This window comes from Streptomyces sp. NPDC059785 (genome assembly GCF_042732375.1).
In the GTDB taxonomy this organism is placed as follows: domain Bacteria; phylum Actinomycetota; class Actinomycetes; order Streptomycetales; family Streptomycetaceae; genus Streptomyces.
The window spans coordinates 96,085-122,791 of the sequence record NZ_JBHWHV010000013.1 but is presented as its reverse complement, the minus strand read 5'-3'; the positions used below and the strand labels follow the sequence as shown (position 1 = coordinate 122,791).

Here is a 26,707-nt window from a genome sequence, read left to right as displayed (position 1 = left end):
TTGCTGTCACGCTTGCCTGTGAGCGTACGCAAGGCGCCGGTGCGTACGGAGGGAATGACGTGACACGCAAGACGGTGCGTATCGCCATGAACGGCGTGACGGGACGCATGGGCTACCGCCAGCACCTCGTCCGGTCGATACTCGCGCTGCGGGAGCAGGGCGGGCTCGACCTCGGCGACGGGACCGTGCTGTGGCCCGAGCCGGTGCTCGTCGGGCGGCGCGAGCACGCCCTGCGGGCGCTCGCCGAGCGGCACGGGCTGGAGCACTGGTCGACGGATGTGGACGCGGTGCTCGGCGATGGGGACATCGACATCTACTTCGACGCTCAGGTCACCTCGGCCCGGGAAGAGGCCATCAAGGCGGCGATCGCCGCCGGGAAGCACATCTACACCGAGAAGCCCACCGCCACGGGGCTCGACGGGGCTCTTGAGCTCGCCCGGCTGGCGGACAGAAAAGGGGTCAAGCACGGGGTGGTGCAGGACAAGTTGTTCCTGCCTGGGTTGCGCAAGCTCAAGCGGCTGCTCGACGGGGGGTTCTTCGGGCGGGTTCTTTCCGTGCGGGGGGAGTTCGGGTACTGGGTCTTCGAGGGGGACTGGCAGGACGCCCAGCGGCCGTCGTGGAACTACCGTGCCGAGGACGGCGGCGGCATCGTCGTCGACATGTTCCCGCACTGGGAGTACGTGCTCCACGAGCTGTTCGGGCGGGTCACCTCCGTGCAGGCGCTCGCCGCCACCCACATCGAGCAGCGCTGGGACGAGCAGGGCAAGCCCTACAGCGCCACCGCCGACGACGCCGCGTACGGGGTCTTCGAGCTGGAGGGCGGTGCCGTCGCGCAGATCAACTCCTCCTGGGCCGTGCGCGTCAACCGGGACGAGCTGGTCGAGTTCCAGGTCGACGGCACCGAGGGGTCGGCCGTCGCGGGGCTGCGGAACTGCCGGGTGCAGCATCGGAGCGCTACGCCGAAGCCTGTGTGGAACCCCGATATTCCGGCTTCCTATTCGTTCCGGGAGCAGTGGCAGGAAGTACCGGACAACGACGAGTTCGACAACGGGTTCAAGGCCCAGTGGGAGCTTTTCCTGCGGCACGTCTACGCCGATGCTCCCTATCGCTGGGATCTGCTGGCCGGGGCCCGTGGGGTGCAACTTGCCGAGCTGGGGCTGAAGTCCTCGGCGGAAGGCCGTCGGCTCGACGTACCGGAGATCTCGCTGTGACGCTGCTGCTGCCGGGTGCGGGGGGTGAGCTGCGGTCCTACGTGCCGCGTGCCGAACCGCTGCGGCTCTCCGCCGGGGCGCCGTTCCGCTCCCGTACCGTCTTCTCCGCCGCGCACGTCGTCGCCGATCCGTACGCGGACACCACGCCCGACTCGCCCGCCGCCGTCGACTGGGACGCCACCCTCGCCTTCCGCCGCCATCTGTGGGCGCACGGGCTCGGGGTCGCCGAGGCGATGGACACCGCTCAGCGGGGGATGGGGCTCGACTGGGGTGGTGCGGCCGAGCTCATTCGCCGGTCCGCGGCCGAAGCCCGGTCCGTGGGCGGGCTCATTGCTTGTGGGGTCGGGGCCGATCAGCTTGCCGCGGGGGCGGTGGCCGAGGTCCGGGGCGCCTACGAGGAGCAGCTCGCGCTCGTGGAGGGGACGGGCGCGCGGGCCATCGTCATGGCGTCCCGGGCGCTGTGCGCCGCCGCCACCAGTGCCGAGGACTACCTCGACGTGTACGGGCATCTGCTGCGGCAGGCCGCCGAGCCGGTCATCCTGCACTGGCTCGGCCCGATGTTCGACCCGGCCCTGGAGGGCTACTGGGGGTCCGCCGACCTCGACGTCGCCACGGAGACGTTCCTCGAAGTCATCGCGGCGCACCCCGACAAGGTCGACGGGATCAAGGTCTCGCTGCTCGACGCCCGGCGCGAGGTCGAGCTGCGGCGCCGGCTGCCGCGCGGCGTGCGCTGCTACACGGGCGACGACTTCAACTATCCCGAGCTGATCGCCGGGGACGAGCGGGGGTTCAGCCACGCCCTGCTCGGCATCTTCGACCCCCTGGGACCGCTGGCCGCGGAGGCGGTACGGGTGCTCGACACGGGCGATGTGAAGGGGTTCCGGGAACTGCTCGACCCGACGGTGGAGCTGTCCCGGCACCTCTTCCAGGCGCCGACCCGGTTCTACAAGACCGGTGTCGTGTTCCTGGCCTGGCTCGCGGGGCACCAGGCCCACTTCACGATGGTGGGCGGCCTGCAATCGGCGCGCTCGCTGCCCCATCTGGCACGGGCCTACGAACTCGCGGACGGGCTGGGTCTCTTCCCGGACCCGGCACTCGCGGAGGAGCGCATGAAGAATCTGCTGTCCCTGTACGGAGTGGTTCAGTGAGTCAGACGGTAGGTCTTTCGCGGTTTTCTATCAATCAGATGACCGTCAAGCAGCTTTCGCTGCCCGAACTCGTGCGAGGGTGCCTTGAGTTGGGGATCTCCGGTGTCGGGCTGTGGCGCGAACCCGTTCAGGGCTACGGGGTCGAGGCGGCGGCCAAGCTGGTGAGCGGTGCCGGGCTCACGGTCACCACGCTGTGCCGGGGCGGGTTCCTCACGGCCGTCGATTCCGGCGAGCGCAGGCGGGCGCTGGACGACAACCGGCAGGCGGTCGACGAGGCCGCGGTGCTCGGGACGGACACTCTGGTGCTGGTCTCCGGGGGGCTGCCGGAGGGGTCCAAGGATCTTTACGGGGCGCGGGAGCGGATCGCGGACGCGCTGGCCGAGCTGGGGCCCTACGCGGCCTCGCACGGGGTGCGCCTGGCGATCGAGCCGCTGCACCCGATGTTCGCCTCCGACCGCTGCGTGGTGTCCACCCTCGCCCAGGCCCTGGACATCGCGGAGCGCTTCCCGGCGGAGCAGGTGGGCGTGACCGTGGACACGTACCACATCTGGTGGGACGACCACGCGCCCGCGGGGATCGCCCGCGCGGGCGCCTCGGGGCGCATCCACACCTTCCAGCTCGCCGACTGGATCACCCCGCTGCCCGCGGGCGTCCTCAACGGGCGCGGGCAGATCGGTGACGGCGCGGTGGACATGCGCGAGTGGAAGTCGTACGTGGAGGCGGCGGGCTACACCGGCTTCATCGAGGTCGAGCTCTTCAACGACGACCTGTGGGCCCGGGACGGGCTGGAGCTGCTGAGGCAGACGGCGGAGCGGTTCGCGGAGCACGCGGGGTAGAGCGACGGCGGGCGGCCCGCCGCGCGGCCACGGGGCGCGCGGCCGACCGCCCGCCGTGCGACACCGACGGTCACGTCGGGTCCGGGCCGTACTGGGCGCGGGGGACGGTGAGGCGGTCGGCGAGGTGGGTGAGCCAGCCGGTCGGGGCGTAGGGGGCCGGCGGGTCGACCTCCATGCCCAGTTCGGCCAGGGCCAGGGCGGTGCCGGGCTCGTCCAGGCCGAGGGCGAGCAGCTCGTGCAGTTCGCCGGTGAGGCGGGCGACGAGGTGGGGGTCCGTGCCCGAGACGTAGTCGGCCACGGCGGCGTCGTGGTCCTCGAACTCGTCCGGCATGTCCTGGGAGAACCAGCCGCCGAGGAACTGGCCGAGCTCGGGGAAGCGGGCGTGCCACTCCCAGTGGGTGGCGGGCGCCGCGGGTGGCGGGACCTCGCCCGCCTCGACGCTGTGCCGGATGTGGTCGGCGAGGCGGTGCAGCCACTGCTGGATCCCGTCCTCGGGCAGGCCGACGTCCGGGACCGGGTAGAACTCGCCGAGGCGGAGCCGGAGGCGGCCCGGCGGGTGCTCGGCGTACTCGCGCAGCTGCCGCTCGGCCGCCGCCAGGGCCCAGGGGCGGGTGTGCCAGGTGTGCCGCAGGTAGGCGGTCAGGGCCCGGCTCGGCTCGTCCGGGGTGTCGTCGGCCGGCTGTCCGGCGTAGGCGCGGATCACCTGGTCCAGCTCGCCGTAGCGGCGGTCGTGGTCGAGGGGGCTCAGGGGCACGGTGCTCAGCCTCTACGGAAGTCTGCGGATGGCGAACGGGTCTACAGGTAGACGGGGAACGTGGCGTGCACGGTGAAGCCGTGGGGGCGGCCGGCGTCCCGCTTCAGGACCACCCGGGCCGCCCGTACGTCGACGGGGTCGCGCCCGGCCAGCATCATCGCCTGGAGCAGCACGCGGCCGACCGGGTCGGACCGGGACGGCCAGGACGCCTCGATGGTGAGACGGGCGCGGGTGCCCTGGGCGAGCCAGCGGTGGATCACCTGCTCGTTGGCGGTGACCACGTGCTGGGTGGCCCACTGGGCGGTCTCGCGGTCGGGATAGGTGGCGGAACGGGTGCGCACCGTGAATTCCTCTCAGTCTTCCCAGAAAGCCCAGAAAACGCCGACTTCGGTGTCGGACACGGCGACCAGACCGCAGTCGGTGGTGTAGACGGAGAGGCATTCCCACTGGGTGTCGGGGTTCAGCAGGTCGGCGTCCGGATTTCCCTGCGCGTCCGAGGCGTTCGTGAAGAAGGAGGCGCCGGGGCCGAAACGGGACACGATCCGTGCGGCGCTTTCGAAGAGAGAGGTCCGGTGGCTTTCGAAGTCCGGGATCGAGGCGGCCTGGTAGTGCTCGCCCTTGAGGGCGACGAGGAGCTGGGTCGCCGGTCCGGAATTGACCGGGTGCAGCGACGCGTCGAGTTGTTCCGGGCTCCACGGCATGAACGAGGAACCCGTGCCGCTGCGGTTCTCGCCGACTTCCGGCGCGTAGTCGAGGGAGAGCCAGCGCCTCGGGTCGTCGGTCTTCAGCGCCATGACCGCCCGTACGTCACGGCGCCAGTCGTCGTCATTCCGCGGCCCCGTCCGTACGAAGGTCCAGCCGCCGCCGAAGAGGTCGAGTACGGCGGATTTCCAGCCGGCGGCGTCGACCGCGGGCTCCTGCTTCTCCACGGACTTCCTTCTTCTCGTCGCTGGGAATGCGGTACGGCGTGTCAATTCTGCGGAACTGTGTCGCTGGGCATGGCCGTGAGAACGACGTACGGCGGAGTGCCGCCCGGTCTGGGCCGGAGGGTGACCAGCACTTTATCGGAGTCGTGGGCCTGGGAGTCGCCCCGGGACCAGGAGCGGCCGACGGTCTGCCCGTTGAAGTCGAGGCCGATGTTCCGCGTCTGGTTGGGCTGGGTCGGATTGTTGTTCAGCCATCTCCTGATCTTCTCCTGGTTGTCCGGGTCGTCGAGGACGGCCTGGGTGTACCGCTGCGCGTCCGCGGCGTTGGTGAAGGTGGACACCGCGATCGGCCGCGTGACGCCGTCCGGATAGGTCCGTGCCTGGTCCCGCAGCCGCTGTGCGAGCTGTTCGTCGGTCTTTCCCACGTGTTTGTCGATGACGTGAGCGCCGGCCAGGCCCTCCTGATTGGCGAGGTCCACCGGGTATTTGTGCTGGGACTCGTCGTCGCCCGGCACGGTGTAGAGCGGATCGCCCTTGAATTCCGTCAGCGCGCGGGCGCCGAACGCCTCGGCGCGGGCCTCCTCCGCCTTGTAGGAGGGCGCGCTCTTGTGCGCCTCGTCCAGGGCGTCCCGCAGATTCTTTATCCGGCGCGTCTGGCGGTCGATCCGGTTGTTGTACGCCGTGACCGCGTCGTTCATCGCGTCCTCGTCGAGATTGAGGACCACGCCCTCCGCGAGGTCGCCGAGCAGGCCCTTGCCTATTTTCAGCAGGCCCTTGCCGAGGCTCTTCACGTCCTTGAGATCGACGCCGTCGCTCAGGTCGATCTGCGGGAGGGTGTCGATGACCGCCTTGCGGTAGATGCGGTGCAGGTCCTCGCGGACGTCCTCGGCCGCCTTGGCGAAGTGGTGGACGGCGTCGACCATCGTCTCGCAGGTGTCGAACAGCACCGCGAAGACCGGGTGGTTGGAGCCCCTGCCGGCGGCCGAGTCGTTCTTCCAGTTGTAGCCCTCCCGCTCCTTGCCCCAGGCGGAGGTGCCCCAGAGCGTGCTGCAAAAGGTGCGCATGGCGCTGTACCACTCGTTGTCGGTCTGGTCGGTGATGGAGCCGAGCAGACCCGTCAGCATGCCGTCGGCGGTCGACAGCGTGAGCTGCGGCATCCGCCAGGCCTCGGAGACCGACTGGACCCGGTGGTGGTTGGGCAGCGGCAGGATCTCGGCCGCCTTGCCCCAGCGGCAGGCGTCCTCGAGCAGCGGGCGCAGCACGGTCAGCACCACGGCCTCCACGCCCTCGAGCGCCTTCTGCACGAAGTCCTGGCCGTCGTCGAAGTCGCCCCACTTGAAGTCCGTGACGGGACCGTAGGAAGGCGCCGTGTCGATGACGACCGGTTCCGGCTGCCGCTGCGGCTGGGCGCCCGCGGACGGGTTGGTGGCGTGGTCGGCCGCCGCGTAGTTGTTCCCGGTGACCGTGAAGCCGACCGCGGCGCCGCCCACGCCGACCACCGACCTGGCCCACACCTCCAGGAACCGCTCGCTGATGTCCTTGTAGGCCGCGGTGAAGCCCGCGACGGCCGTGCCCCTGCCGCCGCCGTCCGGGTAGCGCGCCAGTTCGTCCAGGAAGGACTTGATGCCCCGGTCCAGGACGCCCTGCTGGTCGGCGACGCCCGAGGAGACCCCGTACAGCACCGACGGCGTGACGTCGATCGTGCCGCTCTGGCCGCCGCTCATCAGGCGGCTCCCCAGCCGCGCAGCACGGCCCGGTGCGCACTGGCGTAGTTGATCTGGCCGGTGGTCACGATCTCGTGCAGCCACTTCTGGGCCGCCTGGAGGTCCTGGGCCGAGTGGTCCCACTCGTCGAGCTTGTCGACGAAGACCTCGCGGGCCTCGCCCTCCCAGGACAGCACGACCGGTACGGCACGGTCGTACAGGTCGTCCAGGCGCCCGTTCAGCTTCTTGAGGATGTCCTCCAGCTCGGCCGCGAGGTCGCGCAGGCCGGAGAAGGAGACGGTGATGTGGTCGTCGGCGGGGCCGCTCGACATGGTTCCCCCTGGGTGTGGTCCGGTGGCGGTCAGAAGGTGTCGAGGCTGCTGCGGGGCGGGCTGCCGGCCGCCGGCGCCGCGTCGGGATTCGGGGTGGACAGCCGGTCCACCTCGCTGTCCACGTCCACCCGGATCTGCCGCATCCGCGCCAGGACGTCGAGTTCCTGCTCGGTGAACCCGTCCCGGCTCAGCCGCACGGCCTGCTCCAGGTGCTTCATCACGTCACGGATGCGTACGGCGTCCGCGGCCGCCGCCCGGTGGAACTCGCGGTACGCCGTGGCCGCCGGGCCGCGCCAGCCCGCCTCGATCCGGTCCACGATCGCGTCCATGCGTCTGACCTGGCTGTCCAGGTGGTCCTGCATGTCGTCGAGGTCGTCCGCGAGCTTCGTCAGGTCCTCGGCCGAGGCCCGCAGGTCCGCCTGCTCGCCGCCGCCCGGCCGCGCTCCGGAAACTCCCATGTGCCGCTCCCCGTGTGTGCTGTCCCGGGTGTCCCCTCCGGTACGTCCCTTGATCGCAAAAACATCCTAATCGAGGCGGTCAGCCGGTCGCCGGGGACGACTTGAGGTGGGCCGTGAGGTCGCGCAGGCGGTCGTAGTTCCGCGTGTCGTCCGGCTCGCCCAGCGGGTAGTGCAGGGCCGGGCGGGACGCGGGGCCCAGGGTGGCGGGGCGGAGGGCCACGGGCGGGCGGCGGGCGTGGTCGAGGCCGATCTCACCGACGTCCCGCGGGCCGAGCGTCAGGGCGTACGGGACCGGCAGCGCCTCCAGGTGCGGGGGAGCCGTCAGATCGCGGCGGGCGTGCCGTACCGAGACGAGCATGGTCGCCAGCGCGTGGTCGCTCACCAGCGTCCCGGCCAGCTCCCGTACCGCGTCCAGCGGCAGCGTCTCGTGCGCGCCGTGCCCCAGGGCCAGGTGCATCTCCTCCTGCACGCCGGCCGCCGTGCGGGTCACGCGGACACTGCCGAACGCGGGGCGGTCCGGGCCGCCCACGGCGAGCAGATGGGTGGGCTCGGGGGCCCGGCCGCGGGCGAGGTCGGTGAGCTGGCGCGGCGACCACGGCAGGTTGACCGGCTCGGCGGTGCCCCAGCCGGCCGGGGCGTCCCCGGTCAGCACCCGCCACGCCGTCTCCAGCGCGCCCCCGAGCACCAGGTGCTCGTCGGCCGGGCGCAGGGTGCGCAGGGCGACGAGCAGTTGGCGTTCGGCGGTCGGTCCGGCCGGGGCGAACGCCTTCGCCACGGCCGACTTCCCCTCCGCCGTGAGCGCGGGCGTGAACGTGCCGTCCTGCCAGCGCAGTACGGCGCCGGACAGGCCGTCGTAGTAACCGCACTCCGGGTCCTGCACGATCCAGCGGTTGGGAGCCTGGGCCAGCGTGGCACGGGCGGCGGGGCTGAGCCGTACGTGCGGCGGGGTGACGATCTGGAGGGCACGCCGGGACCCGGACACCGCACGCAGCACGTCCGACAGCCAGGAGGTCAGGGCGACCACGGGCCGGTCGATCAGGACGACGGCGGTACTGCCGGTGAGCACGTCGACGGCGGGCAGACCGGCGGAGGACGGGGTGGCGGAGGACGGAGCGGATACGGATGGGGCGGTGTTCCCGGTGCCTGGCCGACCGCCTGTGGAGGCGGCGGCAGCCGGCCGGTGGTCGGTGGTGGTCGTGGTGGTCGGTTCGCCCGGTTGTGCGTCCGTGGGGGCGGCGGCGGCCGGCCGGTGGTCGGTGGTGGTCGTGGTGGTCGGTTCGCCCGGTTGTGCGTCCGTGGGGGCGGCGGCGGCCGGCCGGTGGTCGGTGGTGGTCGTGGTGGTCGGTTCGCCCGGTTGTGCGTCCGTGGGGGCGGCGGCGGCCGGCCGGTCGTCGGTGGTGGTCGCGGCGCCAGGTTCGCCCGGCCGCCCGCCCGCGGGAGTTCCGCCGCCGGGCACGGCCTCCGGCGCGGTTCCCTCGGGGTCCGCTTCGGGCGCGGGGGCCGACTTCTCGGGGTCCGCTTCCGGTGCAGGGGCGGGCTCCTCGGTACTCGGGTCCGGCGCGGGGCCCGGTACCGCCGACGTGTCCACCACCTCCGTCGTCGCCGCCCCGGGCGGCCACGTGACGCCGCCCAGCAGCGCGTTGAGCCGGCCGCACACCGAACCGGCCAGCCGCTCCGCCTCCGGGACCGCCGTCGAGGCGCGCGCCTCCGTCCACCAGAACGGCACCGGCACGCGGTCGCCCACCGGGCCCAGGAGCCGCCGGGCCTCGCCCGGTACCTGGACCAGGACCGGCGCCTCGACCGAGACCAGCGGGCGCCCGCTGGGAGCGAGGAGCTGGACGACCGCGCCGTCCGCCGCCGCGGTCACGCCCAGTTCGGGCCCGCCCGCGTACAGGCCGGCCAGCAGGGTCCAGGTGTCGGGCATCTTCGGGGTGAGGGCGATGACGTCCTTGGTCACGGGTGCGGGGTCTCCTCGGTGTCGGTCCCGCACAGGGCGGTCTGGACGAGCTGGTGGCGGCGGCCCCGGCGGACCAGCGTGCCCCGGCCCGGGGGCTGCGCGGAGGCGTACAGGCCGGGGAAGAGCTGGCCCTCGGTGCGGTCGCCCGCCATCAGCAGGGCCGCCGTACCGGTCTCGCGCACCGTGGTCAGCAGCGGTTCGTACAGGGCGCGGGAGGAGCCGGCCACCCGGCGCGCGATGACGAAGTGCAGGCCGATGTCCTGCCCGGAGGACACGTACGGCAGGAAGGGGGCCAGGGGCTGCTGGCCCGCGGTGGTCAGGATGTCGTAGTCGTCGACCAGGATCACGATCCGGGGGCCGGTGAAGGCCGGTCCGTCGGTGAGCGTGTCCGGGTCGGCGCTCTCCGGCAGCCGCTTCTCCAGCTCGCCCGCGATGCCGGAGGCGAGGCCCGCGGCGACCTTGGCGTTGTGCGCGTAGCCGCCGCGGTACGGCTCCGGGATCACCCCGCGCAGGCCCCGGCGCGGGTCGAAGACGCCGAAGACCAGCTCGTCGTCGGAGTACCGCTCGATGAGCCGCGTCGCGATCAGCTTCAGCAGATTGGTCTTGCCGCACTCGTTGTCGCCGAGGACCAGCAGGTGCTGGTCGCCGCCGAACAGGTCGAGGAGCGCGGGCGCCAGCGCGTCCTGGTCCACGCCGAGCGGCACCCGGTGCGGCTCGGCGACGACCGAGGGCAGCCGCTCGGCGGGCAGCCGGGTGGGCAGCACGCGGACCGGCGGCGCCAGTTCGCCGTGCCAGGTCGCGCGGATGGTCCGCGCGGCGTCCTCCAGGGCGGGCCCGAGATCCTCCGTGGCCGCCGAGCCGTCGATACGGGGCAGCGCCACGTGTGCGAACAGCTTCCCGTCGGTGAGGACCCGGCCCGGCGTCTCGGCGGAGAGCGTCTCCGACAGCTTGCGGTCGACGGACGAGTCCGACGGGTCGTTGAGGCGGAGTTCGACCCGGGTGCCGAACATCGACTGGGTGGCGATCCTGACGTCGTTCCAACGCAGCATGCCCGCGACGACGTGGATGCCGTAGCCGCCGCCGCGCTTGAGCAGTTCGGTGACCGTGTCGTCCAGCTCGGCGAACTCGTCGCGCAGCGCGCCGAAACCGTCCACCAGCAGCACGATGTCGGTCGCGCCCAGCTCCGGCAGCCCGCCGCCCGCCCGCAGCCGCCGCAGCTGGTCCACCGAGTCGATGCCGTGCTCGCGGAACAGCTCCTCGCGTTCCGCGAGCATCGTGCGTACTTCGGCGACCGTGCGGGCGGCGCGTTCGTGGTCGGCGCGGCCCGCGACCCCGCCGACGTGCGGCAGCCCGGCCAGCGCGGACAGCCCGCCGCCGACCAGGTCGAGACCGTAGACGGCGACGCCGTAGGGGGTGTGGCTGGTCGCCAGGGACAGGGCGAGGGTGCGCAGCAGGGTGGTCTTGCCGGACTGCGGGCCGCCGATGACGGCGGCGTGCCCGCCGGCCACGGTCAGGTCGAGCAGCCACTGCCCCTGCCACTGGCTGGTCGGGTCGTCGAGCACCCCGAGCGGCACCCGCATCGCGCCGCCCTTGCCGCCCCTGTCGCCCTTGTCCTCCTTGCTGCCCTTGCCGTCCTTGCCGGACGCCAGGTGCAGTCCGCGCTCGGTCACCCGGACCGGGCCGACCGCCGTGTCCAGCGCGATCGCGTCCGGCAGCGGCGGCAGCCAGATCCGGCGCACCGGCGGCGCGGCCCCGGCCAACTGGCCGACCATCACCGACAGCACCGTGGGCCCCGTCTCCCGCTTGGTGGCGACGGGCCCCCGCGGCGTCTCCTCCTGCGGCGCGTGCAGCGTGTTGAAGGCCGGGTACGCCCAGGCCAGCGGTGTGTCGTCGGTCTCCTCGGCGAGCGCGGGACCCCGGTACGCGCCGGACACGTAACCCGCCTTGAACCGCTCGTACAGGGACGTGTCGACCTTCAGATAGCCGAAGCCCGGCAGCGGCGGCAGGTGGAAGGCGTCGGTGGTGTCGAGCACCGTGCGCGACTCGTCGGCGGAGAAGGTGCGCAGACCGAGGCGGTACGACAGGTAGGTGTCCAGGCCCTTCAGCTTGCCGCCCTCGATGCGCTGGCTGGACAGCAGCAGGTGCACGCCGATGGACCGGCCGATGCGGCCGATGGAGAGGAACAGGTCGATGAAGTCCGGTTTGGCTTGCAGCAGTTCGCCGAACTCGTCGATGACGACGAAGAGGTGGGGGAGTGGTTCGAGGTCGGGGCGCTTCGTGGCGCGCAGGGCCGCGTAGTGGCCGATGTCGGCGACGTTGCCCGCTTCCTTCAGCACCCGCTGGCGGCGCTTGACCTCGCCGGCCAGGCTGGTGTGGACGCGCTCGACCAGCCCGGCCTGGTTCTCCAGGTTGGTGATCACCCCGGCCACGTGCGGGAGTTCGGTGAACGGCGCGAACGTGGCGCCGCCCTTGTAGTCGACCAGGACCAGCGCCAGGTCCTCCGGCGAGTGGGTGGCCGTCAGCGCCAGGACCAGCGTGCGCAGCAGCTCGCTCTTGCCGGAACCGGTGGCGCCCACGCACAGCCCGTGCGGGCCCATGCCCAGCTCGGACGACTCCTTCAGGTCGAGGAGCACTGGCTGGTGGCGGTCGGTCAGGCCGATCGGTACGCGCAGGAACTCGCGCTCGCCGCGCGGCGCCCACAGGTCCGCCAGGTCAAGGGCGGCCGGGTCCGTGATGCCCAGCAGGCCGGGGAAGTCGACCGGGCCCGACACCGGCGTGCCCTCGGCCGCCGACTCCGCCGACAGGCGCAGCGGCGCCAGCAGCCGCGCGAGACCCTCCGCGCCCGCCGCGCTCACCAGGTCCGACGTGCCCTCGGCGGCCACCGGCGCGGCGGCGTCCCGCAGGTCCTCCACGGTGATCACGTCGCCCGCGACCCGGATCCGGACGCTGACCAGGTCCGGCTCGTGCACCTGCTGTTCGAGGAGGTGCAGCACGGTCACGCCCATGTCGGCCAGGTCCACCGCCGAGTCCGGGCGCGGCAGTTCGGCGGCCGTCTCCCCGTACTCGTCGCTCACCACAAGCAGTCGGCCGGTCAGCCGCAGCGCGTCACGGCCGGACAGCCCGCGCCGCACCTCCGCCGCGTACGAGGCGCGCTGCCCCAGGTCGACCCGGCACAGCGCGGCGAGCTGCGGCAGGCTCGGCGCGATCCGCCGGGCGGCCACCGGACCGTCGTGCTCCTGCGGATCGAGGACGTGGGGCAACCACTTGGCCCACTCCCAGTCATCGAGGCGGTCGCCGGGGACGCCGAGCGCCAGGGCCACGTCGTCCGGCGCATGCGTCACGGCGGTCTGGATCAGCAGCGCGCGGGCGACCCGCAGCACGCCCTCGCGGTCGCCGACGACGCTCACGTTGCCCGCCCGGTCCAGCGGCACCGTCAGCGGGCAGTCGGCGGCCACCGAGTAGCGCGCGAGCAGCGCCCGCGCCTCGTTGAGCATGAACGGGTCCGGCGGCGTCAGCACCCCGCCGGACGCCGACTCGATCGACAGGTCCTGCACCGGCACGTCCCCCGTACCGACCCGCACCCGCAGGAAGTCGGCGTCCTGCCGCCGCCGCTCCCACAGCCGCGCGGGATCGCGTACGAGGTCGTAGAGGGCCTCGGGCGGCGGGTTCAGGACCCGGGCGAGCTGCCGCCGCTCCCGCTCCGCCGCGCCGAACTCCTCGCGCAGCTCCTCCAGATACTCCAGGTAACGCTCGCGCTGGGCCCGCCGGGTGCGCTGCGCCCTGCCCCGCTGGGACAGGAACAGCGCCACCGCGCCGAGCAGCGCGAAGACCAGCACGATCGCGCCGAGCGCCGCGAACTGGCTGTTGCGGATGACGGTCATCATGATGACCGAGCCCATGACACCGGCCATCGGCAGCAGCGCCGTCGCCGCGTTGCCCGCCTTGCCCTCGGGCAGGTTCGGCGGCGGCTCGACCGTCTGCGGCCGGGCGGGCTCCGGCGGGCGGGTGGACCGCGCGGGCCGGTGGATCAGACGCTGGGTCACGGGCGGGCCCCTCTCCGTACGGTCGGTGCGGGTGTTCCGGCCACGGCGGTCATCGCATCCTCGTCGCGCGCTGCATGGCCTCGGCGGCGAGCCGGACCGTGGCCTCCCGGGTGGCCTGCCCGAGCAGCGCGGTGCGGATCGGGCCGCCGCCGGCCAGATGACGGTCGTAGGGGATCGGTACGACGGTGACGCCCGTCTCCCGCAGGTGCGAGACGGCCGTCTTCACGTCGAGCACCAGGTCGGGCGAGCCCGCGGTGAGCGCGACCACCGTCGAGGTGAGGGCCGCGTGCGGCAACTGGCCGAGCCAGTCCAGGACCTGGCGGGTGCCGTTGACGCCCTCCGCGGTCGTCGGGGCGACGACCACGCGCGCGTGCGAGGTGTCCATCGCCGTCCGCGCCACCTCGCCGGGCAGCGACTCGCAGTCCACCACCGTCACCGCGAAGTAGCGGCGCAGCGCCAGCGTCACCGTGCGGTACGTGGGGATGTCCAGCGGTACGCCGACCCGCCCCAGGCTCGCGGGCAGCAGCCAGCCGCCGTCCGCCACGGGTACGAGGTAGCCGGTGACGTCCGTGAGCTGCATCGCCGGGTGCAGCACCCGCGCCAGGTCGGCGCAGGCCCAGCGCACCGACTCCGCGCCCATCCGGACGGGCAGCGTGCCGAGCGCAGAGTCGGCCTCCAGGGTGAGCACCGGGTCGTGCCGGTAGTGGTTGAACGTACGGCCGAGCAGCGCGGACACCGTGGACTTGCCGACGCCGCCGCGGATCGACGTCACCGCGATGATCCGGCCGGTGGTGACCGGCTGCTGCAACTCCTTCGCGAGCCGCGTCTCCTCGGCCACCTCCTGCGCGGCCGACGCGGTCAGCCTGCGCAGCGAACGCCCGGTGCGCCGGGTCAGCGAGTCCCCGTGCTGCGGCCGCCCGAGCGCCCGCGCGAGCCGCGGGTCGACGGTGGGCACGGAGTCGGGCGACCCGGCGGGCAGCCGGGGGTCCCGGGGTCCGGGCTCGGGAGGTGCGGGCGCGGGTGCCGGTGCGGGGGTGTACGGGGGGGTGTCGGGGATATCCGACGGGACCGGGACCGGGGGCGGGGTCGGGCCCGGCTCCGGTGCGGGGTGGACGAGACGGAGCGCCGGTTCGGCCCGGCGGAGCTGCCCGCCGGACTGTCCGCCGGTCTGCCCGTCGGCCTGGGGCTGTCCGTCGGTACGGGGCTGTCCGGCGGTACGGGGCTGTCCGGCGGGCCCGGGAGCGTCCGCCGCCGCCGCGTCGGCGGACCGTGCCAGGGCGTCGTGCTGTCCCAGCTGGCGCAGCACGTCCCGCTGCCAGTCGGCTCCGCCGCCCGCCGGTCCCGGCCCCTGAGCCGGGCCCTGTCCCGGAGTAGGTCCTTGCCCCTGCCCCTGCCCCTGTCCCTGTCCCTGTCCCTGTCCGTGCGCCATGTCAGTCCCTACGCGAAGGTGTCGAGCAGTCGCCCGTACACGCCGAAGACGCCGAGGACCAGCGGGAAGAGCGCGATCACACCGACGGACTCCAGCATGTCGCCCGCGCGCCGCAGCCTCACCCGCACGTGTTCGGCGGGCTGGACCGCGAGGACGAGCAGCGGGAGCGCCGCCAGGACCACGAGGACCGCGAGCGGGCCCGCCGCGCCGGACCGGTCCAGCCACACCCCGGTCAGCCGCACCGCCAGTACCGCCGCGGCGGCCAGCAGCACCACCACCTCGGCGACCAGCGGGAAGGCCCGTGCCCGCAGCGCCAGGACCGCCGTCGTCACGGCGGCGAGCGGCACCGTCCACTGGGTCGGCTCACGCAGCGCGAGCACCCCGGCGGCCGTCGCCGAGACCGCCACGGTCACCGTCGCGAGCGCGAGCCCGCGGTGGGTGGCCGTCAGCGCCGCCGACACCTGGTACCTGCTGACCGAGGCGCCGCCGGAGCGCCGGTCGTCCAGCGAGGAGAGCCCCGACGTCATCAGGGCGAGCCGGGGCAGCAGTCCGAGGACGAGCACCGAGCCGACCGCGAGCACCGCGCCCGCGCGAGCCTGCCCCGCCGCGCTGCCCGCGTCCGACTGGAGCGCCACGGCGGCCTCCCAGCAGACGCCCGCCGCGCCCACCGCGGCCGCGCCGACCAGCCCGCCGCGCCCCAGCGGGGTGAACCGGCCGAGCAGCGCCAGCGTCACCAGCAGGGCACCGCCCGCACCGGCCGCCCGTACCGCGTGCGACCAGTCCTGCGCGTCGGCCAGCGTCCACGCGCCGAGGACGCCGAGCGCACCTGCGGTGGTGACCAGGGTGGCGGCGAGCCCGCGCCGTCCCGCCCGCCCGAGCAGGGCACCGGCCAGGGCGGCCACCGCGGCGACGGCGAGCAGTCCGCCAGCGACGGCCGCGTGACCGTAAGCGGAACGTGCCGTGAAGCCGGCGACGAGCGCCCAGCCGGCCGTCGCGAACCCCGCGACGGCGCGCCGGGACGCGGGCCGCCAGCGCCACGCGCGGATGTCCAGGTCCTCGGCCGTCTCGTCGCTGACGTCGTGCACCACCGGCGCCGACGGGGCGTCCTCGGCCCGTACGAGGCGCAGTACCGCGCCGTCGGCCACGCCGGCCGACTCCAGCGTGCTGTCGTGGGCGAGCGCTGAGCCGTCCGCGGTGACCAGGTGGCGCAGTTCCGGGCGGCCCGCCACGCGGTCGCCGAGCAGTCGCAGTACCTCGGGCAGGAGCAGGCCGACCGGCTCCCGCGAGGGCAGGACGAGGTCCACCCGCCGCTGTTCACCGACGAGGGTGACCCGGCTGAGCGCCGTGCGCCCGCCGCCCGTCCCCTCGGCCGGCCTGTCGCTCGTCCGACTCAACGCCCCCGCAGTCATCATTCGAACCTATCACCGAGAAGTAGGAGAAACGGAAGGTGCGGAGGGCGGCGCCGAGACGCCCGCGGAGGGGGTCACGGAACTCCCGTACGGACTCTTGCCGATGATCCGGTGGGACACGAACGACCAGCCCACGCACCCCGCGCAGAGCACCGCCGCGATCACCACTCCGGCGAAGGCCTTGCCCAGCCGCTCGTCCACCGAGCGGCGCTGCCGCTGCGTCCCGAACAGCAGGGCGTCGCGCAGCCGACGGCGTCGTACCGACACCGACTCCAGCAGTTGGCTGTCGTACTCCTGAGCCGTCATGCGGCGACCTCTTCGGGATGAGCGGGGCGAGCGGGATGGGCGGGACAGGCGATATGGGCGGGACGTCGGGGATGAGGGATGAGGGAAGGGGCGGGACGCCGCGGTCCCGGGCCGTCGCTCGGTCGTCGCGGCCCGGGATCCGCGCCGGTCAGCCGATGTTGTCGACCGCGGCCTTCGCCTTGGCGAGGGTGGACTGCGCGGTGCCGTCGTTCTGCTCCAGCGTGTTGCGGACCAGGCGGATGATGTCGCGCACCTCGTTGGCCGCCTTGTTCCAGCGGGCTTCCTTGCCGTGGTACTCGTCGGAGACGCCGTCGGCCTGGAACTCGGACATCGCGGCCTTCACCGCGCGGTCACGGTCGCCGAGGACGCGCTCGAGCTGGCCGATGATCCCCTGGAGGCTGCCCTGCACCTCGCCGGACGCGCCGGTGTCGTACGAGCGCCGGTCCTGGTTACCCATGTCGTCTGTCCCCCAGTCTCTATCGGGCGCCGAAGCGGGCCGCGTCGAAGTTCGCCTGGCCCATGTTCTGCTGGGCGTTGTCCTGCTGCTCGACGTCACCGGTGCCGAACGCGTTGTCCATACCGCCCTGGCCGCCCAGGATCGCGCTCAGCGAGCCGTTCAGCGCGTCGGTGATTTCGTCCGCGCGCAGCTTGAACGAGTCGAAGGACGCCTTGCCCTGGCCGTTGAACTTGCCCTCCAGCGGCTCGGCGGCCTGCACCAGCCACTTGATGAGCGTGCCGAGGTCGTCACTCGACCCGGTCGTGCTCTTGCCGAGGTCCGCCAGGGTCGTCGACCCCATGTCGAACTTCACGAATGCACCCCCGTGTATCACGATTGTCACCAGTAGTAGGAACATCGTGACTCACCACGCGTGACACGGGCAACGCAGTTGGGCGTGAAGTGACACGATCCGGACGCAACACGGACGTGTCGAGGACGCCGGAAAAAATTTGCGGAGCGCGTGCAACCCTTTCGCCGGACCGCGGGTCTCACTTGGCGTCAGGGCCTCCGGAGGGGGATCCGGGGGGATCTCGGAGGCTCTGCTGGAGGGGGAAGCACCACCAGGGGGAAGCGCCGAAGGGGCCCGGTCGTCGACCGGGCCCCTTCGAGTCCTATGGCGGAAATCTTCAGGAAGAGTCCCTCAGCCCCTCAGCCCCTCAGTCCCTCAGAAGAAGACTCCGCATCGCAGCAGCACGTTGGCGTACGGGCGTGCCTCACCGGTGCGGACGATCAGCTTCACGCCCGCCGACCGGGACTTCAGCTCCTCGTGCGGGACGAGGGCCAGGGCGGGGAAGTGCCCGCGCAGATGGGCCGCCGCGGCCGGGTTGGCGCTCTCGATCTCGCGGGCGGCCGTGGCGCCCTCGACCACCAGCTCCGCCAGCAGCCCGTCGACCACCTCGGCGAACGACGGCACCCCGGCCCGGAAGGCCAGGTCCACCACGCGCGGTCCCGCCGGGACCGGCAGCCCGGCGTCGCACACCAGCACCCCGTCCGTGTGCCCCAGCTCGGCCAGCGCGCCCGCCAGGTGGCGGTTCAGTATTCCGGACCTCTTCACAGCGCCTCGACCTCCTCGGCGGTGGGGTACGACGCCTGCGCGCCCTCCTTGGTGACGGCGGCGGCGCCCACCCGGGCCGCGTACGCCGCCGCGTCGGCCAGGGCCGCACCGCTCCCGAGCCGCCAGGCCAGCGCCGCGGTGAAGGCGTCGCCCGCGCCCGTCGTGTCCACGGCCTCGACCTTCACCGACGGCACGAGCGTCGTGCCGTGCGCGTCCGCCGCAAGCGCGCCGCGCGCGCCGAGCGTGACGACCACCGAGCGCGGACCCAGGGCGAGCAGCGCGCGCGCCCAGTCCTCGGGCTCCGTGCCCGCCGTCTCGCCGAGCACCACCCGGGCCTCGTGCTCGTTCACGATCAGCGGGTCGCAGGCCGCGAGGATCTCGGCGGGCAGCGGCACCGGCGGCGAGGGGTTCAGTACGAGACGGCTGCCGGGAGCCATGGTCCGTACGGTCTCCGCGACCGTCTCCAGCGGGATCTCCAGCTGCGCCGAGACGACCCGCGAGGCGCGGAACAGGTCACCGGCGGCCCGTACGTCCGCCGGTGTCAGGCGGGCGTTGGCGCCGGGCGAGACCACGATGCTGTTGTCCCCGGACGGGTCCACCGTGATCAGCGCGACCCCGGTGGGCGCCCCGCCGACCAGCACCCCGGCGGTGTCGACCCCGGCCGCGCGCTGCGCGTCGAGCAGCAGCCGGCCGTGCGCGTCGTCGCCGACCCGCGCCAGCAGGGCCGTACGGGCCCCGAGGCGGGCCGCGGCCACGGCCTGGTTGCCGCCCTTGCCGCCCGGGTGCACGGCGAGGTCGGAGCCGAGCACCGTCTCCCCGGCGGCGGGCCGCCGCTCGACCCCGATCACCAGATCGGCGTTGGCCGAGCCCACGACCAGCAGGTCGTAGTCGTACATCAGCACACTCACACTCTTTCCGTACGTCGACGGGGGCGCACCCCTGTGGGTCGGGTCGGGACGGCGGGGGCCGCCTTTCGGGCGGCCCCCGCCTATCGGGACGTCAGCCGTCGAAGCCGGCCACGTTCTCCGACGTGACCACCTTGACCGGCACCTTCACCGTCTCGTCGACCTTCTTGCCCTCGGCGGCCCTGACCGCGTTCCGTACGGCGATCCGGCCGAGTTCCTTGGGCTGCTGGGCCACGGAGGCGTACAGGGTGCCCGCCTCGACGGCCTTGAGACCGTCGGGGGTGCCGTCGAAGCCGACGACGGCGACGGACTTGCCGGCCTTGGCGCCGAGCGCCTTGATCGCGCCGAGGGCCATCTCGTCGTTCTCGGCGAAGACGCCCTGGACGTCCGGGTGGGCCTGGAGCATGTTCGTCATCACGTCGAGGCCCTTGGTGCGGTCGAAGTCCGCGGGCTGCTTGGCGACGACCTTGATGCCGGGGTAGTCCTTCAGGCCCGCCGCGAAACCGGCGCCGCGCTCCCGGCTGGCGGAGGTGCCCGCCTGGCCCTGGAGGATCACGATGGTGCCCTTGCCGCCGAGCTTGTCGGCCAGCGTCTTCGCGGCCAGCTTGCCGCCCGCGACGTTGTCGGAGGCGACCAGCGCGGCCGTGTCCGCCTTGTTGACGCCGCGGTCGACGCCGATCACCGGGATGCCGTCCTTGTTGGCGCCGCGCACCGCCGGGCCCGCCGCGTCCGAGTCCACCGGGTTGACGATGATCGAGCCGAGGCCCGAACTGGTGAAGTTCTGGAGCTGGTTGGCCTGCTGCGAGGCGTCGTTCTGGGCGTCGGTGACGGTCAGGTCGGCGCCCAGCTTCTTCGCCTCCTCCTGCGCGCCCGCCTTGATCTGCACGAAGAAGGGGTTGTTCAGGGTGGACAGGGACAGGCCGAGCTTCTGTGTGGTCGTCGTGGAGGAACCGTTGTGCAGGAAGGACATCGCGCCCACGATCGCCGCCGCGACCACGGCCGCGATGACGTAGGTGGCCGCCTGCTTCTTCCGGCCGCCGGGTGTGCCGGTACCGGCGGCGGCCGGTGCGGCCCCGGCCTTGCGGCGCGCCGTGTCCAGCAGGACCGCCAGCGCGATCACCACACCGATGACGACCTGCTGCCAGAACGCCGACACGGACAGCAGGTTGAGCCCGTTGCGCAGCACTGCCAGGATCAGCGCGCCGATCAGGGTGCCGGACGCCTTGCCCGTGCCGCCCGCCAGCGAGGCGCCGCCGATGACGACCGCGGCGATCGCGTCGAGTTCGTAGCCCTGCGCGGCCTGCGGCTGCGCGGAGGAGAGCCGGGAGGCGAGGACGACGCCCGCGGCGGCGGCGAACAGGCCCGACAGCGCGTAGATCGCGAGCTTCTGCTTCTTCACCCGCAGCCCCGACAGGCGCGCGGCCTCCTCGTTGCCGCCGATGGCGTACATGGAGCGGCCGAGGTACGTACGGCCCAGGACCAGCGCGGCGACCAGGCCCATCACGACCATCACCAGGACGGGTACCGGCAGCCGGCCGCCGAGGGTGTCACCGAGGTGCGAGACCGAGTCCGGGAACGGGATCGGCGTGCCCTGCGAGATCACCAGCGACAGACCGCGGCCCACCGACAGCATGGCGAGCGTCGCGATGAACGGCGGCAGCTTCCCGTACGCGATCAGCACGCCGTTGACCAGGCCGCACGCGATGCCCGTCGCGATCGCGAGTATCACCGCGATCCACACCGGGACGCCGTGGGAGGTCGCCGTCCAGCCGAGGACGGTGGCCGACAGCGCGGCGACCGAGCCGACCGACAGATCGATGCCCGCGGAGACGATCACGAAGGTGACGCCGAAGGCGAGGATTGCGGTGACGGCCGCCTGGACGCCGACGTTCAGCAGGTTCTGCGTGGTCAGGAAGTCCCCGGACAGCGCCGACATGGCGACGACCAGGACGATCAGGGCGCTCAGCGCGCCGTTGTCGAGCAGCAGGCGGCGGACCGCCGAGGCGCCACTGGCGCCCGATGTGCTCTTGAGCGTGTCAGTGGCCACGGGAGCCCTCCACAGCGGTATCGGGGGTTTCGGGGGAGTCTGGGGTGGTGTTGGGGGAGTCGGGGGGCGTGGGGGTGCTGACGGCCAGGGCCATCACCGCGTCCTGGGTCGCCTCGCCGGCCGCCAGTTCGCCCGCGATCCGGCCCTGGGCCATCACCAGGACGCGGTCGCTCATGCCGAGCACCTCCGGCAGATCGCTGGAGATCATCACGACGGCGGCGCCCGCGGCGGTCAGCTCGTTGATGAGCTGGTAGATCTCGACCTTGGCGCCGACGTCGATACCGCGCGTCGGCTCGTCGAGGATGAGGATCCTGGTGTCGGCGAGCAGCCACTTGCCGATGACGACCTTCTGCTGGTTGCCGCCGGACAGGGTGCGCACGTGCTGGCCGAGCCCGGCCATCCGGACGCCGAGCTGCTCGGCGATCCGGGCCGCCGCGGCCTGCTGGCCCTTGAGGTCGACGAGTCCGCCGCGGGTCGCCGAGCGCAGGGTGACCAGGCCGAGGTTCTCCGCGACGGAGGCGTCCAGGAGCAGCCCCTGGCCCTTGCGGTCCTCGGGGACCAGCCCGACGCCCGCGGCCATGGCGGCGACCACGTCGTGGCGCGGCAGCGCGGTGCCGGACACCTTCACCGAGCCCTTGTCGTACGGGTCCGCGCCGAAGACGGCCCGGACGACCTCCGTACGGCCCGCGCCCACGAGGCCCGCGATGCCGACGACCTCACCGGCCCGCACCTCGAAGCTGACGTCCTGGAAGACGCCGTCGCGGGTCAGGCCCTCTACGGAGAGCAGCGCGGTGCTGGTGCTGGTGCTGGTGCTGGTGTCGGTACCGGTGCTGGTGTCGGTACCGGCGCGTTCGCGTGGGTACTGCTGCTCGATCGAGCGGCCCACCATGAGGCGTACGAGTTCGTCCTCGGGGGTGGTGGCGGGCACCTGGCCGACGCTCTTCCCGTCCCGGATGACGGTGACCCGGTCGCCCAGGGCGGCGATCTCCTCCAGGTGGTGGGTGATGAAGACGATGCCGACGCCGTCCTCGCGCAGTCTTCGCACGATCGCGAAGAGCTTGTCGACCTCCTCGGAGGTGAGCACCGCGGTCGGCTCGTCCATGATCAGCACACGGGCGTTCAGGCTCAGCGCCTTGGCGATCTCGACCATCTGGAGGCGGGCGATGCCCAGTTCGCGTACCCGCGCGCGCGGGGACACGTTCACGCCGACCCGGGCGAGCAGTTCCGCCGCGTCCGCTTCCATGGTCTTGCGGTCGATCAGGCCGAAGCGGCGGGGCTGCCGGCCCAGGAAGATGTTCTCGGCGACCGTCAGGTCGGGGACGAGGTTGAACTCCTGGTAGATCGTGGCGATCCCGAGGCGCTCGGCGTCCTGCGCCTCGTGGATCCGTGTCTCCCGGCCGTCCACGAGGATGCGGCCCGCGTCGGGGCGGTAGGCGCCGGAGAGCATCTTGATGAGCGTGCTCTTGCCCGCGCCGTTCTCGCCCAGCAGGACGTGCACTTCGCCGCGGCGGAGCTTGAAGTCCACGCCGTCCAGCGCGACGACTCCGGGGAAGGTCTTGCGGATGCCCTCTATGCGGAGCAGTTCGGCGGTGCCGCTGCCGCTGCGGGGGGAGGGGGACTTGTCGGGGCGGCTCACGTGGTGCTCCTCGTGTCCTTCGGGTCCTCGGGGGGAGCGGCGGGATCGGTGGGATCGGTGGGATCGGTGGGATCGGTGGTGGGTGCGGGGGGCGGCGGCTCGCCGCACGAGCGGCGTACGACCAGACGAGCGGGCAGGGTGACGGACTGCGGGGGCCGGCCCTCGATGCGGTCGACCAGGGCGCGTACGGCGGCCCGGCCCAGTTCGCCCGTCGGCTGCGCGATCGCCGTGACGGGCGGGTCGGTGTGCACGAACCAGGGGATGTCGTCGAAGGCGGCCAGCGCGATGTCCTCGGGAACGCGCATCCCGCGCGCGCGGATCGCGTCCAGCGCGCCCAGCGCCATCAGGTTGTCGGCGGCGAAGACCACCTCGGGCGGCTCCGGCAGCGCGAGGAACGCCTCCGTCGCCCGGCGTCCGCTCTCCGCCTGGAAGTCGCCCTGGCCTATGTAGGCGTCGGGCAGCGCGACGCCGTACTCGGCGAGCGCCTCCCGGAACGCCTCCACGCGCTCGCTGCCGGTGGTGGTCGCCGCCGGGCCCGCGATGATGGCGAGCCTGCGGTGGCCGAGGCCGTGCAGGTGGGCGACGAGCGCGCGGACCGCCGCCCGTCCGTCGGACCTGACCACCGGGACGTCGACGCCCGGGATCCAGCGGTCCACGAAGACCATCGGGGTGCCCGCGCGCGCGGCGTCCAGCATCAGCGGTGAACCGCCGTCGGTCGGGGAGACCAGGAGGCCGTCGATGCGGCGGTCGAGGAGCGTGCGGACGTGGTGGTCCTGGAGATCGGGGCGTTCGTCGGCGTTGCCGATGATCACGCTGTAGCCGAGGGCCCTGGCCTCCTCCTCGACGGAGCGGGCCAGTTCGGTGAAGTACGGGTTCAGTACGTCGCTGATGACCAGGCCGAGGGTGCGGGTCTGGTCGGTGCGCAGGGAGCGGGCGACGGCGTTGGGCCGGTAGTCCAGGGCCGCCACGGCGGCCAGGACGCGCTCGCGTGCGGCGGGGCTTACCGCCGGGTGCTCGTTGAGCACGCGGGACACCGTGGCGACGGAGACGCCCGCTTCGGCGGCCACGTCCTTGATGCTCGCCATCGTCGTTCCACCTCCTTGTGGAATCGATTACACGGAGGATTGGAATCGATTACACGGGTTCTTGGCAAGACCCCGGGGGTGCGGTGAGATCGGATCGTGACCGTTGTCGGTGGGTGCGCCCGCCCGGCCGTCCGGTGGGTGCGCCCGCCCGTCCGGTGGGTGGGTCCGGCCGTCCGGTGGGTGCGTCCGAACCGTCCGGTGGGTGGGTCCGGCCGTCCGGTGGGTGCGCCCGCCCGACCGTCCGGTGGGTGGGTCGGGGCCCTGCCGGTACATCCGCCCGTCGCTCCCGCGGTCACTGAAGGGGTTCCAAGGGTTCTGTGGGTGTGCGACCGCGTGATCGACGGGCATTTGATGTACCGGCACGGCCCCTTCCGTGCGATGGCGGGTGCGGCGCCGTCCGGGTGCGGGTCACATACGGGTGCGGCCACATTCGGGTGCGGGGCATGTCCGGGTGCGGGGCGCGTCCGGGCGCGGAGCATGTCCGGGTGCGGGGCGCGTCCGGGTGCGGGTGTCATGTGGTCGCGGGCGCTCGTCGCTGTACTGCGTACCGGAGTCGACTGTCGGACCTGCGCGGTAGCGTCGGATCATGTCTCAGATGGCGGTCCTCGAAGGCGTGCTGGAGCGGATCACGTACGCCAATGAGGAGAACGGGTACACGGTCGCCCGGGTGGACACCGGACGCGGTGCCGGTGATCTGCTCACGGTCGTGGGCTCGCTCCTCGGTGCCCAGGTCGGTGAGTCCCTGCGCATGGAGGGACGCTGGGGCTCCCACCCGCAGTACGGCAAGCAGTTCACGGTGGAGAACTACACGACGGTCCTGCCCGCCACGGTCCAGGGCATCCGCCGCTATCTCGGATCCGGGCTGGTCAAGGGCATCGGGCCGGTCTTCGCCGACCGCATCACCCAGCACTTCGGGATCGACACCTTGAAGATCATCGAGGAGGAGCCCAAGCGGCTCGTCGAGGTACCGGGGCTCGGCCCCAAGCGCACCAGGAAGATCGCCGACGCCTGGGAGGAGCAGAAGGCGATCAAAGAGGTCATGCTCTTCCTCCAGAGCGTCGAGGTCTCGACCTCCATCGCCGTCCGCATCTACAAGAAGTACGGCGACGCGTCGATCTCCGTCGTGAAGAACCAGCCGTACCGGCTCGCGGCCGACGTCTGGGGCATCGGCTTCCTCACCGCCGACCGGATCGCCCAGTCGGTGGGCATTCCGCACGACAGCCCGGAGCGCGTCAAGGCCGGTATCCAGTACGCCCTTTCGCAGTCCACCGACCAGGGGCACTGCTATCTCCCCGAGGAGCAGCTGATCTCCGACGCGGTCAAGCTCCTTCAGGTGGACACCGGCCTTGTCATCGAGTGCCTCGGTGATCTGGCCGTCCCCGACGAGGAGGGCGGTGACCCCGGAGTGGTTCGCGAGAAGGTTCCGGGGGCGGACGGCGGCGATCCCGTCACCGCCGTCTATCTGGTGCCCTTCCATCGTGCCGAGCTTTCCCTGGCTGCTCAGGTGTTGCGTCTGTTGCGGGGCGGTGAGGACCGGATGCCCGGGTTCCACGATGTCGACTGGGGCAAGGCGCTCGGCTGGCTCAAGGGGCGTACGGGCGCGGAGCTCGCGCCGGAGCAGGAGGCGGCCGTCCGGCTCGCGCTCACCGAGAAGGTCGCGGTGCTCACCGGCGGCCCCGGCTGCGGCAAGTCGTTCACCGTCCGCTCGATCGTGGAGCTGGCCCGCGCGAAGCGGGCCAAGATCGTGCTGGCGGCGCCCACCGGGCGGGCGGCCAAGCGGCTCGCCGAGCTGACCGGCGCCGAGGCGTCCACCGTGCACCGGCTCCTCGAGCTGAAGCCCGGCGGCGATGCGGCGTACGACAAGGACCGGCCGCTCGACGCCGATCTCGTGGTCGTGGACGAGGCGTCCATGCTCGATCTGCTGCTCGCCAACAAGCTCGTCAAGGCGGTGGCACCGGGTGCCCATCTGCTCTTCGTCGGGGACGTCGACCAGCTCCCCAGCGTCGGCGCGGGCGAGGTGCTGCGCGATCTGCTCGCCGACGGCGGTCCCGTTCCGGCCGTCCGGCTCACCCGGGTCTTCCGCCAGGCCCAGCAGTCAGGCGTGGTCACCAACGCCCACCGGATCAACGCCGGGCAGCAGCCCGTCACCCAGGGGCTGAAGGACTTCTTCCTCTTCGTCGAGGACGACACCGAGGAGGCGGGCCGGCTCACGGTTGATGTGGTGGCGCGGCGCATCCCCGCCAAGTTCGGTCTTGATCCGCGTCGCGACGTGCAGGTCCTCGCGCCCATGCACCGGGGGCCGGCCGGCGCGGGCACCCTGAACGGTCTGCTCCAGCAGGCCGTCACACCCGGCCGCCCCGACGTACCGGAGAAGCGCTTCGGCGGCCGGGTCTTCCGCGTCGGCGACAAGGTCACCCAGATTCGCAACAACTACGACAAGGGGCAGAACGGCGTCTTCAACGGCACGGTCGGCGTCGTCACCGCCCTCGACCCGGTCGAGCAGCGCCTGACGGTGCGAACCGACGAGGACGAGGAGGTGGGGTACGAGTTCGACGAGCTCGACGAGCTGGCGCACGCGTACGCGGTGACCATCCACCGTTCCCAGGGCAGCGAGTATCCGGCGGTGGTGATTCCCGTCACCACCAGCGCCTGGATGATGCTGCAACGCAATCTGCTCTACACGGCCGTGACCCGGGCCAAGAAGCTGGTCGTCCTCGTCGGCTCCCGCAAGGCGATCGGCCAGGCGGTGCGCACGGTGTCCGCGGGCCGGCGCTGCACCGCCCTCGCCCACCGTCTGGCGGGTCATCGCTTCGCGAGCTGAGGGGCACCGTAAAAAATGATCGATCAAACGAGTCACAAAGGTCACACACCACTTCCGCAGCGCGCCCGGGGGAGGCAGGATGAGCAGGTTGGCGGCACTGAGTGCCGCCAATAGGCCCAATGGTCGACCCCGAGTGCACTCTCCTGCG

Annotated in this window: 22 protein-coding genes; 4 read left to right on the top strand and 18 right to left on the bottom strand. The window is 72.6% G+C overall.

The window, feature by feature from the left end; genetic code table 11:
• The first annotated feature begins 59 nt into the window (after positions 1-59).
• From ACFV6E_RS13015 to ACFV6E_RS13005, 3 genes are read left to right on the top strand one after another with little or no spacing between them, the layout of a single operon-like run.
• Positions 60-1,211 carry a Gfo/Idh/MocA family protein gene (locus ACFV6E_RS13015; RefSeq protein WP_385168532.1) on the top strand — a complete coding sequence of 384 codons (1,152 nt, stop codon included), beginning with the start codon at positions 60-62 and terminating at the stop codon, positions 1,209-1,211.
• Positions 1,208-2,359, top strand: coding sequence for a dihydrodipicolinate synthase family protein (locus tag ACFV6E_RS13010; protein WP_385168535.1), 1,152 nt, complete (start codon positions 1,208-1,210; stop codon positions 2,357-2,359). Before ACFV6E_RS13015 ends, ACFV6E_RS13010 begins: the two co-directional genes overlap by 4 nt.
• Positions 2,360-2,397: 38 nt before the next feature.
• A complete protein-coding gene (locus ACFV6E_RS13005) occupies positions 2,398-3,195 on the top strand; it encodes a sugar phosphate isomerase/epimerase family protein (RefSeq protein ID WP_385461168.1) in 798 nt (265 codons plus the stop codon).
• Positions 3,196-3,265: 70 nt separating this feature from the next.
• Here ACFV6E_RS13005 and ACFV6E_RS13000 read toward each other — a convergent pair whose 3' ends face one another.
• The 18 genes from ACFV6E_RS13000 to ACFV6E_RS12915 all read right to left on the bottom strand — a co-directional run bounded on the left by ACFV6E_RS13000 (position 3,266) and on the right by ACFV6E_RS12915 (position 23,738).
• Positions 3,266-3,949, bottom strand: a complete 684-nt coding sequence (locus tag ACFV6E_RS13000) for a contact-dependent growth inhibition system immunity protein (RefSeq protein ID WP_385461165.1) — start codon at positions 3,947-3,949, stop codon at positions 3,266-3,268.
• Positions 3,950-3,990: 41 nt separating this feature from the next.
• Positions 3,991-4,290 carry an RNase A-like domain-containing protein gene (locus tag ACFV6E_RS12995; protein ID WP_385168542.1) on the bottom strand — a complete coding sequence of 100 codons (300 nt, stop codon included), beginning with the start codon at positions 4,288-4,290 and terminating at the stop codon, positions 3,991-3,993.
• A gap of 12 nt (positions 4,291-4,302) precedes the next feature.
• Complete coding sequence (locus ACFV6E_RS12990) at positions 4,303-4,878, bottom strand: hypothetical protein (protein ID WP_385461162.1); 576 nt, start codon at positions 4,876-4,878, stop codon at positions 4,303-4,305.
• A 41-nt stretch (positions 4,879-4,919) separates the two neighbouring features.
• The gene (locus tag ACFV6E_RS12985; RefSeq protein ID WP_385168547.1) at positions 4,920-6,599 is read right to left on the bottom strand and encodes an RNase A-like domain-containing protein; all 1,680 of its coding nucleotides are present in this window, start codon (positions 6,597-6,599) and stop codon (positions 4,920-4,922) included.
• Positions 6,599-6,910: a WXG100 family type VII secretion target gene (locus ACFV6E_RS12980; protein WP_385168550.1), complete on the bottom strand. Its 312-nt coding sequence runs from the start codon at positions 6,908-6,910 to the stop codon at positions 6,599-6,601. The genes ACFV6E_RS12985 and ACFV6E_RS12980 overlap by 1 nt, the downstream gene beginning before the upstream one ends.
• Before the next feature lie 29 nt (positions 6,911-6,939).
• Positions 6,940-7,368 carry a WXG100 family type VII secretion target gene (locus ACFV6E_RS12975; RefSeq protein ID WP_385168552.1) on the bottom strand — a complete coding sequence of 143 codons (429 nt, stop codon included), beginning with the start codon at positions 7,366-7,368 and terminating at the stop codon, positions 6,940-6,942.
• A 79-nt stretch (positions 7,369-7,447) separates the two neighbouring features.
• Positions 7,448-9,325, bottom strand: a complete 1,878-nt coding sequence (locus tag ACFV6E_RS12970) for a DUF6177 family protein (RefSeq protein ID WP_385461159.1) — start codon at positions 9,323-9,325, stop codon at positions 7,448-7,450.
• Complete coding sequence (gene eccCa, locus ACFV6E_RS12965) at positions 9,322-13,368, bottom strand: type VII secretion protein EccCa (protein ID WP_385461156.1); 4,047 nt, start codon at positions 13,366-13,368, stop codon at positions 9,322-9,324. The genes ACFV6E_RS12970 and eccCa overlap by 4 nt, the downstream gene beginning before the upstream one ends.
• Positions 13,369-13,417: 49 nt before the next feature.
• A complete protein-coding gene (locus tag ACFV6E_RS12960) occupies positions 13,418-14,797 on the bottom strand; it encodes a hypothetical protein (RefSeq protein ID WP_385461153.1) in 1,380 nt (459 codons plus the stop codon).
• Positions 14,798-14,805: 8 nt separating this feature from the next.
• On the bottom strand, positions 14,806-16,191 hold the full coding sequence (eccD, locus tag ACFV6E_RS12955; RefSeq protein ID WP_385461150.1) for a type VII secretion integral membrane protein EccD: 1,386 nt from the start codon (positions 16,189-16,191) through the stop codon (positions 14,806-14,808).
• A gap of 27 nt (positions 16,192-16,218) precedes the next feature.
• On the bottom strand, positions 16,219-16,512 hold the full coding sequence (locus tag ACFV6E_RS12950; protein ID WP_385160683.1) for a hypothetical protein: 294 nt from the start codon (positions 16,510-16,512) through the stop codon (positions 16,219-16,221).
• Between the two features lie 148 nt (positions 16,513-16,660).
• Positions 16,661-16,969, bottom strand: coding sequence for a pore-forming ESAT-6 family protein (locus tag ACFV6E_RS12945; protein WP_385160681.1), 309 nt, complete (start codon positions 16,967-16,969; stop codon positions 16,661-16,663).
• Between the two features lie 19 nt (positions 16,970-16,988).
• The gene (locus ACFV6E_RS12940) at positions 16,989-17,321 is read right to left on the bottom strand and encodes a hypothetical protein (protein WP_385160679.1); all 333 of its coding nucleotides are present in this window, start codon (positions 17,319-17,321) and stop codon (positions 16,989-16,991) included.
• A gap of 354 nt (positions 17,322-17,675) precedes the next feature.
• Positions 17,676-18,065 carry a D-ribose pyranase gene (gene rbsD, locus ACFV6E_RS12935; protein ID WP_385160677.1) on the bottom strand — a complete coding sequence of 130 codons (390 nt, stop codon included), beginning with the start codon at positions 18,063-18,065 and terminating at the stop codon, positions 17,676-17,678.
• Positions 18,062-18,961, bottom strand: coding sequence for a ribokinase (locus tag ACFV6E_RS12930; RefSeq protein ID WP_385461304.1), 900 nt, complete (start codon positions 18,959-18,961; stop codon positions 18,062-18,064). The genes rbsD and ACFV6E_RS12930 overlap by 4 nt, the downstream gene beginning before the upstream one ends.
• Before the next feature lie 103 nt (positions 18,962-19,064).
• Positions 19,065-21,017, bottom strand: coding sequence for a substrate-binding domain-containing protein (locus tag ACFV6E_RS12925; RefSeq protein ID WP_385160675.1), 1,953 nt, complete (start codon positions 21,015-21,017; stop codon positions 19,065-19,067).
• Complete coding sequence (locus tag ACFV6E_RS12920; protein ID WP_385461147.1) at positions 21,007-22,653, bottom strand: sugar ABC transporter ATP-binding protein; 1,647 nt, start codon at positions 22,651-22,653, stop codon at positions 21,007-21,009. The genes ACFV6E_RS12925 and ACFV6E_RS12920 overlap by 11 nt, the downstream gene beginning before the upstream one ends.
• Positions 22,650-23,738 (bottom strand): LacI family DNA-binding transcriptional regulator, encoded by a 1,089-nt coding sequence (locus tag ACFV6E_RS12915; protein ID WP_385461144.1) that lies wholly within the window; start codon positions 23,736-23,738, stop codon positions 22,650-22,652. Before ACFV6E_RS12915 ends, ACFV6E_RS12920 begins: the two co-directional genes overlap by 4 nt.
• A 586-nt stretch (positions 23,739-24,324) precedes the next feature.
• On the opposite strand from ACFV6E_RS12915, the gene ACFV6E_RS12910 reads away from it, so the two are divergent.
• Positions 24,325-26,559 carry an ATP-dependent RecD-like DNA helicase gene (locus tag ACFV6E_RS12910; protein WP_385461141.1) on the top strand — a complete coding sequence of 745 codons (2,235 nt, stop codon included), beginning with the start codon at positions 24,325-24,327 and terminating at the stop codon, positions 26,557-26,559.
• Positions 26,560-26,707 lie beyond the last annotated feature (148 nt).

Excerpts from the sequence above, each read along its gene's own strand:
- ACFV6E_RS13005 (WP_385461168.1), top strand. The coding sequence starts at position 2,398 with ATGACCGTCAAGCAGCTTTCGCTGCCCGAACTCGTGCGAGGGTGCCTT.
- ACFV6E_RS12985 (WP_385168547.1), bottom strand. The coding sequence starts at position 6,599 with ATGAGCGGCGGCCAGAGCGGCACGATCGACGTCACGCCGTCGGTGCTG.
- ACFV6E_RS12980 (WP_385168550.1), bottom strand. The coding sequence starts at position 6,910 with ATGTCGAGCGGCCCCGCCGACGACCACATCACCGTCTCCTTCTCCGGC.
- ACFV6E_RS12975 (WP_385168552.1), bottom strand. The coding sequence starts at position 7,368 with ATGGGAGTTTCCGGAGCGCGGCCGGGCGGCGGCGAGCAGGCGGACCTG.
- ACFV6E_RS12960 (WP_385461153.1), bottom strand. The coding sequence starts at position 14,797 with ATGGCGCACGGACAGGGACAGGGACAGGGACAGGGGCAGGGGCAGGGG.
- ACFV6E_RS12950 (WP_385160683.1), bottom strand. The coding sequence starts at position 16,512 with ATGACGGCTCAGGAGTACGACAGCCAACTGCTGGAGTCGGTGTCGGTA.
- ACFV6E_RS12945 (WP_385160681.1), bottom strand. The coding sequence starts at position 16,969 with ATGGGTAACCAGGACCGGCGCTCGTACGACACCGGCGCGTCCGGCGAG.
- ACFV6E_RS12930 (WP_385461304.1), bottom strand. The coding sequence starts at position 18,961 with ATGTACGACTACGACCTGCTGGTCGTGGGCTCGGCCAACGCCGATCTG.
- ACFV6E_RS12915 (WP_385461144.1), bottom strand. The coding sequence starts at position 23,738 with ATGGCGAGCATCAAGGACGTGGCCGCCGAAGCGGGCGTCTCCGTCGCC.
- ACFV6E_RS12910 (WP_385461141.1), top strand. The coding sequence starts at position 24,325 with ATGTCTCAGATGGCGGTCCTCGAAGGCGTGCTGGAGCGGATCACGTAC.